The following is an 11,985-nucleotide window of genomic DNA, read 5'->3' as shown; positions in this document are numbered from 1 at the left end:
GTTACAGAAGTGGTAAAAAACATTATACCGGGCGCTCTGGCCCGCGGCCAGCATTTATCCCTGGCGAACCAGGGCAACCCGGACAGCGGTGGCGCTGAACCAGGTTGGCTGGCAGGGAGTTATGCTGTAATTACAGCACCATACGGACAATTTCAATATTGCCCAACTCTTCATATAACGTTTCCACCTGATCGATATGGGTGGCGGTGATGGTGATGGAAACGGAATGGTAGTTGCCTTTGCTGCTCGGTTTGACCTGCGGGTTGTAATCCCCTGGAGCATGGCGTTGCACCACTTCAACCACCTGGTCTACCAGCTCGGGGTGTGCCAGGCCCATTACCTTGTAGGTAAAGGTACAAGGGAATTCGAGCAGTTCGTTCAGTTTAGTCTTTTGCATGTGGGTGCGCTCCAGCTGTGGCGGATCTCTAAATTATAACTCCCGCCGGGGCGGGAGTTAGTGTTAATTGTTATATGGGGCCGAACTCAGCCGATTCAAGGGTTAGCCGAACCAGTGATGGAACATCAGGCGGATATAATCCACGATGCGGCCAAAGAAGCCACCTTCTTTCACTTCGTTCAGCACCACCAGCGGGCGCTGATCGATGGTTTTGCCATCCAGCTGGAAATTGATGGTGCCAACCACCTGGTTTTTGGCCAGTGGAGCATGAATTTCCGGGGTGTTCAGCACGTAGCTGGCTTTCAAATCTTTCATCCGGCCGCGTGGGATGGTCAGGTAGGCATCTTTGTCTACGCCCAGCTCGACGCGATCGGCATCGCCGAACCAAACGGGTTCAGAAGCGAACTCTTTGCCTGCTTTCAGCGGTGCGACGGTTTCAAAGAAGCGGAAGCCCCAGGTCAGCAGTTTTTTGCTTTCGGTTTCGCGGCCTTTGTAGGTACGGCCACCCAGCACGGCGGAGATCAGACGCATCTGGCCTTCCGTCGCTGAAGCCACCAGGTTATAACCCGCCGAATTGGTGTGACCGGTTTTAATTCCGTCGACGTTCAGGCTGGTATCCCACAGCAGACCGTTACGGTTCAGCTGACGGATATTGTTGAAGGTGAACTCTTTTTCTTTATAGATAGCGTATTCGTCTGGCACATCGCGGATCAGCGCCTGGCCGATCAACGCCATATCACGCGCCGAGCTGAACTGACCTTCCGCATCCAGGCCGTGCACGGTTTGGAAGTGGGTATTTTGCAGGCCGAGCTGTTTGACGTAGGTATTCATCAGGTTGACGAACGCGTCCTGGCTACCAGCAACGTAGTCCGCCATGGCGACACAGGCATCGTTACCGGATTGCAGGTTGATACCACGAGTCAGCTTGGAAACCGGCACGCGGTCCCCCGGTTTGAGGAACATCAGTGAAGAACCTTTAAACACCGGGTTGCCGGTAGCCCAGGCGTCCTGACCTACGGTGACCATATCGTCCTGGCCAATCTTGCCGGATTTCAGCGCCTGGCCGATGACGTAGCTGGTCATCATTTTGGTCAGACTGGCAGGGTCGCGGCGTGCGTCCGCGTTCGATTCCGCCAACACCTTACCGGAGTCGTAATCAATCAGGATGTAGGCCTCGGCATCAATCTGCGGCACACCTGGGATCATGGTTTTAATATTAACGTCGTCTGCGTGGGCAACTGACGCTGCGCTGAGCGCGATGGCAGTGCCAAGCGTGAGGCTTTTGATTAAGCGAAAAGAGGTTACCTGTTTCATGATCGGGACTACAACATCCGTAAAAGTTAAGTTAAAAAACGAGTCACACTATAGCAGACGGGGCCCCGGCAGGCATTAGCCAATGAGCCGACAGATCAGGGTTTACACAGATTTACCTGAAAGAAAATGTTTCAGCTATGTAAGCGACCTGCTGTCGGCAGCATCGGCCTGCCGAGTATCACGACTAGGGTGCGGTAGTGATAAAGGACTGTTGTTGTGCCTCCGTGGCCAGGCGCTGTTGCAACTCTGCGGCCTGTTGACGATTGCTGAATGGGCCAAGCTGCACGCGGTAGACCGCGCCGTTGGCGGCGACCTTACCAGGAACGCCAAACTGCTGGCTCAGCTGCTGTTGCCAGCTTTGCGCACGCTCGGCATTACTCAGGGCACCTACCTGTACGACATAGCTACCGCTGGCACTGGTTGCAGCTGCGGTGGCCACAACCGGGGCTGCAGTGGGTGCGCTGATGACCGGTTGGGGTTCTGACCCTTCCAATACGCCAGGGGCTAACGGCTGCGGCGCACCAAGGAAACCACCGCTACGGCCAGTGGAGGCGGCAGGGGTAGCGTTGCTGTCGTTGTAGTTCATGCTGCCGTTGTCAATCGCTTGTGCGGCAGGGGCGGCAACCGGTGCCGATTGCTGCATCGGTGTATCCATACCGCTGCCGGAACTGAGATCCGGGCGTGGAGGCAGGGCGTAGCTCTGTTTGGCGACGACGGTACCCACGGTGCCAGGGCCGCTCAACGTGCCGTCTGGAGCTACTTTGATAAAGTCGACCTTCACCTTGGTGTTGCTGGACAGGTTGAGGCGATCGGCGGCAGCTTTGGACAGATCGATAATCCGGCCAGAAGTATAAGGGCCGCGATCGTTCACGCGGACCACCAATTGACGGCCATTGGCCAGGTTGGTGACGCGTACATAGCTCGGGATAGGCAAGGTGGGATGTGCAGCGGTCAGCGCATTGGCATCGAACTGCTCACCAATAGCGGTAGTGTTGCCGTTGGCTTCTTCGCCGTACCAGGCTGCCAGGCCGGTTTGCGAGAAGTTTTGCGGATCTTGCACGATGCGATAAGTGTCGCCATTAACCTTATAATCCTGCAGGGTGCCAGGGTTATAGGGTTCATAGTGAGGCTCCACGCCGCCGATTTCGGTCACCGGCCCGTTGTAGGCTTGTTGCACCGGAGCCTGTGTTTCTTCCGTCGTGGTGGTACAGGCGGAAAGTAATACCGCAGCAGCAACCGCGCCGACCCAAAGCCATTCCTTACGCATTGCACACCTCTTATAGATTTTTAGACAACATTTTCCGATGCGTGTGGATCGACATCACGATGCCGAACCCAGCCATGAGTACGATCAGCGCCGACCCCCCGTAACTGACCAAAGGCAAAGGTACGCCAACTACCGGTAAAATGCCACTGACCATGCCAATGTTAACAAACACATAGACGAACAGGATCAGCATCAGTCCACCGACCATGACGCGGCCAAAGGTGGTCTGTGCCCGGGCGGCGATCATCAGCCCGCGGATAATCACCAGCAGATACAGCACCAGCAGCACCAGTACGCCGATCAGGCCAAGTTCTTCCGCCAACACCGCGAAGATAAAGTCGGTGTGGCGTTCTGGCAGGAATTCGAGCTGAGACTGAGTGCCGTGCAGCCAGCCTTTACCCGATAGGCCGCCAGAGCCGATGGCGATTTTCGACTGAATAATATGATAACCGGCCCCTAACGGATCGCTTTCCGGATCGAGCAGCATCATCACGCGGTCACGCTGATAGCCGTGCATCAGGAAGAACCACAACACCGGGATAAAGGCGGCCAGCGCCACGGCAGCCACGGCGATCAGCTTCCAGCTCATCCCCGACAGGAACAGCACAAACAGGCCAGAGGCGGCGATCAGGATCGAGGTGCCCAGATCGGGCTGTGCGGCAACCAGCAAGGTGGGCAGGAAGATCAGCACCAGCGCGATGCCGGTATTCTTCAGCGAAGGTGGGCACACGTCACGGTTCATAAAGCGTGCCACCATCAGCGGCACGGCGATCTTGGCGATTTCCGAAGGCTGGAAGCGCACAAAGCCCAGATCCAGCCAGCGCTGTGCCCCTTTACTGATTTGGCCAAAGGCATCCACCAGGATCAGCAAAATCACGCAGAAAATGTATAGGTAGGGTGCCCAGCTTTCATAAACCCGCGGCGGGATTTGCGCCATCACGCCCATCACGATCAGCCCCATCAGGATCTGGCCGATTTTGCGCTCCATCATGCCCATATCCTGGCCGCTGGCGCTCCACATCACCACGGCGCTGTAGATCAGCAAGGCCAGAATAAACAGCAGGAATGTCGGGTCGATATGGATTTTGGTCCAGATAGAGCCCTTTTGTTGGCTTTCAGTCATGTTCTACCTTAATCACCTTCTATACCTGGCGGCAGCGGTACTGCATCCGGTAATTGCGTATTGTTGTCGCCCAACAGGATGTGGTCGAGGATCTGGCGGGTAATGGTGCCTACCGCCGGGCCTGAACCGCCGTTCTCCAAAATGATGGCCACCGAAACCGTTGGGTTATCGTAGGGTGCGAAGGCTGTCATCAATTTATGGTCTCGCAGGTGTTCAGCGAGTTTGTGGGCGTTATAGGTTTCATAGCCGAATACCTGCGCGGTACCCGATTTTGCCGCGGCTTTATACGGTGTTTTGTCAAAGAACTTGCGCGCCGTGCCGTTAGGCCGGTTGGCAACGCCGTACATGCCGTCTTTGGCTATTTCCCAGAAGCCAGAATGGATATCGCCGATCTGCTTGCTCTCTTTTTGCTTGAACGGCACCAATACGCCGTTGATCTTGGTACTTTGCAGCAGATGCGGATCTTTGACGTTGCCGTCGTTAATCAGGGTGTTCAGCGCCTTGGCCATCTGGATTGGCGTAGCGGTCCAGTAGCCCTGGCCGATGCCCACCGGAATGGTGTCGCCCTGATACCACGGTTTCTTGTAACGTTTGAATTTCCAGTCGCGCGTTGGCATCAGGCCGGAGCGCTCTTCGGAAAGATCGATACCGGTATATTCGCCGTAGCCGAACTTGGTCAACCAGGTGGACAGGCGATCGATCCCCATGTCGTACGCTACCTGATAGAAGTAGGTATCCGCAGATTCCTCCAGCGCTTTGGTGACGTTGAGGCGGCCATGGCCCCATTTTTTCCAGTCGCGGAAGCGTTTCTCTGACCCTGGCAATTGCCACCAGCCCGGATCGAACACGACGGTATTTTTGGTGATCACCCCGGCACTGAGAGCGGAAACGGCAATATAGGGTTTGACCGTGGAGGCCGGAGGGTACACCCCTTGGGTGGCACGGTTGATCAGCGGGCGGTTCGGATCGTTAAGCAGCCCCTGATAATCCTTGTTGGAGATGCCATCCACAAACAGGTTGGGATCGTAGCTAGGGTTGGAAACCATCGCCAAAATTCCCCCGGTGCGCGGATCGCTGACCACTACTGCGGCACGGCTGCCCACCAGCAACTGCTCGATATAGCGTTGCAGGTTGAGATCCAGCGTCAGATAAACGTCTTTACCGGCGGAAGGTGGTTGCTCATGTAATTGGCGGATCACCCGGCCACGGTTGTTGACTTCAACCTCTTCATAGCCGGTTTTGCCATGCAGGACATCTTCATAATAGCGTTCAATACCCAGCTTGCCGATATCATGGGTGGCGGCATAGTTGCGTAGCTGGCCGTCTTTGTCCAGGCGCTCGAGGTCGCGGTCGTTAATTTTCGACACGTAACCGATCACGTGGGTGAGGGCAGACCCATAAGGGTAATAGCGGCGTTGATAGCCTTTGACTTCTGCGCCGGGGAAGCGGAATTGATTGACGGCAAAACGGGCCACCTGCACTTCGGTCAGTGGGGTTTTCACCGGGATCGAGACGAAACGGCGCGAGCGCTTGCGCTCTTTTTCAAAGTTGGCGATATCGTCGTCGGTGAGATCGACCACCGGGCGTAAGGCCTCCAGCGTGGCTTTAAGATCGTCCACCTTCTCCGGCATCAGTTCCAACTGGTAAATGGTGCGGTTAAGCGCCAGCGGCGTGCCGTTACGATCGTAAATTATGCCGCGGCTGGGGGCGATAGGCAGCAGCTTGATGCGGTTTTCATTGGAGCGGGTGCGGTAATCTTCAAAACGCACGATTTGCAGATTATACAGATTGGCAATCAGGATGCCTGTCAGCACCAGAATGATAAAAAACGCCACCACGGCGCGGCGTACAAACAGGGCGGACTCGGCCGTATAGTCGCGAAAAGGGTTACGTTCTATTTTCATCCCGCTGCTTTTTTTCACTCTGTTACTGTCACCACCGGTTATTCCCGGTGGTAAGGATGATTTGTAGTAATACTCCAGGCGCGGTAGAGGCTCTCTGCCACCAAAACACGCACTAAAGGATGCGGTAACGTTAACGGGGAAAGCGACCAGCTTTGCTCAGCGGCGGCTTTACAGGCCGGAGCCAGCCCCTCAGGGCCGCCAATCAACAGGCTGACGTTGCGGCCATCCTGTTTCCAGCGTTCGAGCTGTTGTGCCAACTGGGGCGTTTCCCACGGGGTGCCTGGGATATCCAACGTAACGATGCGGTTACCTTTGCCCACCGCTGCCAGCATCTGCTCGCCTTCCTTTTCCAGAATGCGTTTGATATCCGCATTCTTGCCGCGTTTGCCCGCCGGGATCTCGGTCAGTTCAAACGGCATATCTTTCGGAAAGCGATGCAGGTAATCCATAAAGCCGGCCTGCACCCAGTCGGGCATTTTGGTGCCGACTGCAACCAATTGCAGTTTCACCGCTTAACCCCAGAGCTTTTCCAGTTCGTACAATTGGCGACTTTCTTCCTGCATCACGTGCACAATCACTTCGCCCAGATCGACCACTACCCAATCGGAAACGGCCTGGCCTTTCATGCCATACAGTTCCATACCGGCATCGCGGGCTTCTTGCACGACGTGTTCGGCAATCGACATCACATGGCGGCTGGAAGTACCGGTACAGATGATCATGCAGTCGGTGATGCTGGATTTGCCCTGAACATCTAGAGCGACAATATCCTGGCCTTTCATGTCATCAATTTTATCGATAACGAAATCTTGGAGCGCTTTACCTTGCAAAGGTTCCCCCTCGGGTTGTTCTGTTCATCAGGAAGCTGAGGGCAACTGCCCAAAGTCACTGGCCTGAATCGTGATGGTTTCGGCAGGATGCCGCTGAAAGCCTGCTGGTTTTGCCCAGCTAGCCAAGATCCTTGGGGTTTTCAGCGGATACCTGAAAAATAGCGGCGCAGTATAGCATGCGGCCTATCGATATAAACCCTGTAACTCGATATAACGCTGCACCGGGCGCGGCAGCAAATCGTCACAGCTGATGCCTTGGTGACGGCGCTGGCGTATCTCGGTGGCGGATATCTCCAGTAAAGGGGTATCTGCCAGGTAGATAAACCCGTGCGGCTGTCGGCTGAGCAGGGCGGCATCGGTAATTTGGTGCTGTTCCAGCCAGCGTTGCAGCTCTGGCGTATCCATCTGCTGGTTATAACCCGGGCGCGCCAGCACCAACAGGTGGCAGAAGTGCAACAGGTCTTGCCAGCGATGCCATTTGTGCAGGCTCAGCAGCGAATCCTGGCCAATAATAAACGCCAGAGGCGCTGTGGCGCCACGTTCTTTACGAATCGTTTCGAAAGTCTCGATGGTGTAGGACGCGGTGGTGCGGTGCAATTCACGATCGTCCACGGCAAATAACGGGTTACCTGCGATGGCCAGCTCGACCATGGCTAGCCGCTGCTGCGCGTTGGCCTCCGGCTGTGGCCGATGGGGAGGCACATGGTTAGGCAACAACGTGACCTTATCAAGGCCGACTTCTTCAGCCAAGGCCGCCACTGGGCGCAGATGGCCGTAGTGGATTGGGTCAAAGGTGCCACCGAAAAAGGCGTGCAGGGTATGCGGCTGTTGTGGGCTAGTAGGCATCGGTGATACTCGTGGCCAGAGGTTTGCCGCAGAGCAGCATCGACAGGGTTTCCAGCTCCGGCCAAACCGACTGGCCGTAGTCTTTCTTGAGGGTGAGCTCAATTTGCGCCAACAGGTGCACCGCCTGCCGCAATTGTTCACCCGAAAGGCGTTGCAGAGCCTGAGTGATCAGGCTGCGGCGGTTTTGCCAGACCTTGAGCTGATCGAATAGCGTACGCAGCGGGGTGTGCGCCATGCGGCGTTGCAGGTTCAGCAGCATCAGCAGTTCCCGTTGCAGGGTACGCAGCAAGATCACCGGCTCGACGTCCTCTTGCTGGAGCTGCCGCAGAATATGCCAGGCACGTTTGCTCTTGCCTGCCAGCAGGGCATCCAGCCAGTGGAATGGGCTGAAGTGGGCAGCATCGTTTACCGCCTGCTCTACGCGGGGCAACGTCAGTTTACCATCGGGGTGCAGCAGCGAAAGTCGTTCCAACGCCTGCGAAAGTGCCAGCAGGTTGCCTTCATAGCAGTAACACAGCAGTTGATTGGCTGCGTCATCAAGCTCCAGCTGCATTGACTTGGCTCGCTGGGCAACCCAGCGCGGCAGCTGTGCCTGTTCCGGCGTTTGGCAACTGACCATGACGCCATTGGCGCTGAGAGCCTTGAACCAGGCGCTGTTCTCCTGGGCTTTGGTCAGGCGTGGGCCGCGCAGTACCAACAGGATATCGTCATGCAGCAAAGCGGCCAGCTTGACCAGTTGCTCGCCGATCGGGGCCGTTGGGCCGTTCTCGGGGAAAATCAGCAACAGGGTTTGCCGGCTGGCAAACAGGCTCATGGCCTGGCAGATACTGAAGATGGCATCCCAGTCGGTATGGACATCCAGGGAAATGCTGTAATGCTCGGTGAACTGCTGCTGTTGGGCGGCCTGGCGGATCAGATCCTGGCTTTCCTGCAGCAACAAGGGTTCATTACCGCTCAATAAATAACAAGCGCGCAGCCCCTCTCGGAGCTGCGCGGCAAGTTGTTCAGGATAAAGACGGATCATTGTGCTGCGGTACTGGCCGCTTTTTCACCGACGATAGCGGCTTTTTTTTGCGTTTCTTGCACCGCTGCGTGCACCGCCAGCATCTTACGCAGAATTTGCTGGGCAGCCTGCTCACGCATTTCCTGCATAATGATGTCCTGCTCGGCGTCTTTGGCCAAGGCGGTTAACGGGTTATCAAAGAAAGAGCGGAAGACTTTGACGTTGATCGGGTAGATATCATGCCCTGGGATCAATACCTGGGCCTGAACCGTCATCACCAATTGAAATTCGGCCGTTTTACCGTCCTGGAAGATCGAAACCGTATCCTGGCTCTGCGTCGAATTGACGATGCGCAGTGACGGGACTTCCTTGTGGGCCGGATCGTATTTGACCACGGTAGCCCCGCTTAGACGCAATTGCTCGCGCACGGCACGGGTCAGTGGGCCAAAGGGATCGTAGCTGTCCAGGATCAGCGTATGCAATTCTGTGGGCACCTGCGCGGTGCCGCGCAGATGAAAACCGCAGCCAGCGGTGACAAGCACCGCCAACCCCAGCAACAACGTCAGAATACGAAGTCGCACAAAGCCTCCTTGAGTTAACCCACAACCAGGTTAAGCAATTTGCCTGGAACATAGATCACTTTACGTACCGTGACCCCTTCCAGATATTTGGCCACCAGATGCTCCTGGGCGGCGCGCTCACGCACTTGTTCTTCGGTGGCATCGGCTGGCACGGTGACTTTTGCCCGCACTTTGCCGTTAACCTGTACTACCACCAGTTTGGAATCTTCCACCATGGCGGCTTCGTCTGCTACCGGCCATGGCGCAGTGTCTACGTCGCCTTCGGCGTTCAACGCTTGCCACAGGGTGAAACAGACGTGTGGTGTGAACGGATACAGCATACGTACCACGGCCAGCAAGGCCTCTTGCAGCAGCGCGCGATCCTGTTCACTTTCCTGCGGCGCACGGCCCAGTTTGTTCATCAGCTCCATCACGGCGGCGATGGCAGTGTTGAAGGTCTGGCGGCGGCCGATATCGTCGGTCACTTTGGCGATGGTTTTATGCACGTCGCGGCGCAGGGCTTTCTGATCTTCATTGAGCTCGCTGACGTTCAGTGGCTGAACCGCCCCTTGCTCAACGTGGTCGTAAGCCAGTTTCCAGACGCGCTTGAGGAAGCGGTTAGCCCCTTCAACGCCAGATTCTTGCCATTCCAGCGTCATTTCTGCTGGGGAAGCAAACATCATAAACAGACGCACGGTATCCGCGCCGTATTTTTCTACCATCACCTGCGGGTCGATGCCGTTGTTCTTCGACTTCGACATTTTGCTCATGCCAGCATAGACCAGTTCGCGGCCTTCAGGATCGGTTGCTTTGACAATGCGGCCCTTCTCGTCACGTTCGACGGTGGCATCAACCGGAGATACCCAGACGCGCTCGCCGCTGGTGCCGGTGTAGTAGAAGGCATCGGCCAACACCATGCCTTGGCAAAGCAGGCGTTTGGCAGGCTCGTCTGAATCGACCAGGCCAGCGTCGCGCATCAGCTTGTGGAAGAAGCGGAAATACATCAGGTGCATGATGGCGTGTTCGATCCCGCCAACATATTGGTCGACCGGCAGCCAGTAGTTGGCCGCAGCCGGATCCAGCATGCCTTTATCGTACTGCGGGCAGGTGTAGCGCGCGTAGTACCAGGAAGATTCCATAAAGGTGTCGAAGGTGTCGGTTTCACGCAGCGCAGGCTGGCCGTTAACGGTGGTTTTTGCCCACTCGGGATCGGCTTTGATCGGGCTGGTGATGCCATCCATCACGACATCTTCCGGCAGGATCACCGGCAGTTGATCTTCTGGCGTTGGCATTACGGTGCCGTCTTCCAGGGTGACCATTGGGATTGGAGCACCCCAGTAGCGCTGACGGGACACGCCCCAGTCGCGCAGACGGTAGTTCACCTTGCGCTGGCCGACGCCTTTGGCCACCAGCTTGTCGGCGATGGCGTTAAAGCCTGCCAGGTGATCCAGGCCGTCGAATTCACCGGAGTTGAACAGGGTGCCTTTTTCGGTCATCGCTTCGGCGCTGACGTCTGGCTTGCTGCCATCGAGGTTCAAAATGACCGGTTTGATCTGCAGATCGTATTTGGTGGCGAATTCCCAGTCACGCTGATCGTGGCCAGGGACGGCCATTACCGCGCCGGTACCGTATTCCATCAGGACGAAGTTGGCTACCCAGATTGGCAGCTTCTCACCGCTCAACGGGTGAATGGCAAACAGGCCGGTGGCCATGCCTTTCTTCTCCATGGTGGCCATTTCGGCTTCGGCAACCTTGGTGTTGCGGCATTCGTCGATGAAGTCTGTCAGCGCCGGATTGTTGACCGCGCCCTGCTGCGCCAGCGGGTGACCTGCGGCAACTGCCACATAGGTAGCCCCCATAAAGGTGTCTGGGCGGGTGGTATAGACGGTGACTTTCTCAGCGCTGTCGGCAACGTCGAAGGTGATTTCTACCCCTTCGGAACGGCCAATCCAGTTGCGCTGCATGGTTTTCACCTGCTCTGGCCAGCTTTCCAGCGTGTCCAGATCGTTGAGCAGTTGATCGGCGTAATCGGTGATTTTAATAAACCACTGTGGGATCTCTTTACGCTCAACCTTGGTATCACAGCGCCAGCAGCAGCCGTCGATAACCTGTTCGTTGGCCAGTACGGTCAGATCGTGTGGGCACCAGTTCACCGCCGAGGTCTTCTTGTAGACCATGCCTTTTTCGTACAGCTTGGTGAAGAACCACTGTTCCCAACGGTAGTAGTCAGGATCGCAGGTGGCGATCTCGCGGTCCCAGTCATAGCCGAAGCCCAGCAGTTTCAGCTGGTTCTTCATATATTCGATGTTGTCGTAGGTCCAAGGGGCCGGTGCGGTTTTGTTTTTTACCGCCGCGCCTTCGGCTGGCAGGCCAAACGCATCCCAGCCAATTGGCTGTAGCACGTTTTTGCCCAGCATACGCTGGTAGCGGGAGATCACGTCGCCAATGGTGTAGTTCCGAACATGACCCATGTGCAGACGACCAGAAGGGTATGGCAGCATGGATAGGCAGTAATACTTTTCCTTGCTGGCGTCTTCGGTAACCTTGAAAGTTTGCTTCTCTTGCCAGTGAAGCTGTACGTTCGATTCTATCTCTTCGGGGCGGTATTGCTCTTGCATGGCGGCCGATGGTCCTGTAGGTGTGTAACAGCTACATCCGTAGCATTCTGTGAGTATCTATAGATCTGCATAGCATAGCTGATAAGACCTGCCAGCAACAACACCAAGCGGCCTGACTCGGCG

General features: G+C 56.2%; 11 protein-coding genes. All 11 read right to left on the bottom strand.

From position 1 onward, the window contains the following. Positions 1–130: 130 nt before the first annotated feature. Positions 131–397, bottom strand: coding sequence for a DUF493 family protein YbeD (gene ybeD, locus ACX9GU_RS19740; RefSeq protein WP_021180010.1), 267 nt, complete (start codon positions 395–397; stop codon positions 131–133). A gap of 102 nt (positions 398–499) precedes the next feature. Beyond that, positions 500–1,711 (bottom strand): D-alanyl-D-alanine carboxypeptidase DacA, encoded by a 1,212-nt coding sequence (dacA, locus tag ACX9GU_RS19735; RefSeq protein ID WP_473192634.1) that lies wholly within the window; start codon positions 1,709–1,711, stop codon positions 500–502. A 184-nt stretch (positions 1,712–1,895) separates the two neighbouring features. Further along, on the bottom strand, positions 1,896–2,978 hold the full coding sequence (gene rlpA, locus ACX9GU_RS19730) for an endolytic peptidoglycan transglycosylase RlpA (RefSeq protein ID WP_473192633.1): 1,083 nt from the start codon (positions 2,976–2,978) through the stop codon (positions 1,896–1,898). A 10-nt stretch (positions 2,979–2,988) separates the two neighbouring features. After that, positions 2,989–4,101 (bottom strand): peptidoglycan glycosyltransferase MrdB, encoded by a 1,113-nt coding sequence (mrdB, locus tag ACX9GU_RS19725; RefSeq protein ID WP_021805334.1) that lies wholly within the window; start codon positions 4,099–4,101, stop codon positions 2,989–2,991. A gap of 8 nt (positions 4,102–4,109) precedes the next feature. Next, the gene (mrdA, locus tag ACX9GU_RS19720) at positions 4,110–6,005 is read right to left on the bottom strand and encodes a peptidoglycan DD-transpeptidase MrdA (RefSeq protein WP_037375141.1); all 1,896 of its coding nucleotides are present in this window, start codon (positions 6,003–6,005) and stop codon (positions 4,110–4,112) included. Positions 6,006–6,043: 38 nt separating this feature from the next. Then, entirely contained in the window at positions 6,044–6,514 is a 471-nt protein-coding gene (gene rlmH, locus ACX9GU_RS19715) for a 23S rRNA (pseudouridine(1915)-N(3))-methyltransferase RlmH (protein WP_473192632.1), read from the bottom strand. A 3-nt stretch (positions 6,515–6,517) separates the two neighbouring features. Beyond that, positions 6,518–6,835, bottom strand: a complete 318-nt coding sequence (rsfS, locus tag ACX9GU_RS19710; protein ID WP_021180005.1) for a ribosome silencing factor — start codon at positions 6,833–6,835, stop codon at positions 6,518–6,520. A 183-nt stretch (positions 6,836–7,018) separates the two neighbouring features. Next, a complete protein-coding gene (gene nadD / locus ACX9GU_RS19705) occupies positions 7,019–7,681 on the bottom strand; it encodes a nicotinate-nucleotide adenylyltransferase (protein WP_473192631.1) in 663 nt (220 codons plus the stop codon). After that, a complete protein-coding gene (gene holA, locus ACX9GU_RS19700) occupies positions 7,671–8,705 on the bottom strand; it encodes a DNA polymerase III subunit delta (RefSeq protein WP_473192630.1) in 1,035 nt (344 codons plus the stop codon). Before holA ends, nadD begins: the two co-directional genes overlap by 11 nt. Beyond that, a complete protein-coding gene (gene lptE / locus ACX9GU_RS19695) occupies positions 8,702–9,265 on the bottom strand; it encodes an LPS assembly lipoprotein LptE (protein WP_473192629.1) in 564 nt (187 codons plus the stop codon). Before lptE ends, holA begins: the two co-directional genes overlap by 4 nt. Before the next feature lie 14 nt (positions 9,266–9,279). Beyond that, positions 9,280–11,862: a leucine--tRNA ligase gene (gene leuS, locus ACX9GU_RS19690; RefSeq protein WP_065686404.1), complete on the bottom strand. Its 2,583-nt coding sequence runs from the start codon at positions 11,860–11,862 to the stop codon at positions 9,280–9,282. Positions 11,863–11,985 lie beyond the last annotated feature (123 nt).

It is taken from the genome of Serratia sp. K1WW1 (genome assembly GCF_055790865.1).
Note: the sequence above shows the minus strand (reverse complement) of the source record. Positions and strands in the feature narration are given on the sequence as shown.

Coding starts and splice junctions, on each gene's coding strand:
- mrdB (WP_021805334.1), bottom strand. CDS start 4,101: ATGACTGAAAGCCAACAAAAGGGCTCTATCTGGACCAAAATCCATATC.
- dacA (WP_473192634.1), bottom strand. CDS start 1,711: ATGAAACAGGTAACCTCTTTTCGCTTAATCAAAAGCCTCACGCTTGGC.
- rlpA (WP_473192633.1), bottom strand. CDS start 2,978: ATGCGTAAGGAATGGCTTTGGGTCGGCGCGGTTGCTGCTGCGGTATTA.
- holA (WP_473192630.1), bottom strand. CDS start 8,705: ATGATCCGTCTTTATCCTGAACAACTTGCCGCGCAGCTCCGAGAGGGG.
- ybeD (WP_021180010.1), bottom strand. CDS start 397: ATGCAAAAGACTAAACTGAACGAACTGCTCGAATTCCCTTGTACCTTT.
- mrdA (WP_037375141.1), bottom strand. CDS start 6,005: ATGAAAATAGAACGTAACCCTTTTCGCGACTATACGGCCGAGTCCGCC.
- nadD (WP_473192631.1), bottom strand. CDS start 7,681: ATGCCTACTAGCCCACAACAGCCGCATACCCTGCACGCCTTTTTCGGT.
- leuS (WP_065686404.1), bottom strand. CDS start 11,862: ATGCAAGAGCAATACCGCCCCGAAGAGATAGAATCGAACGTACAGCTT.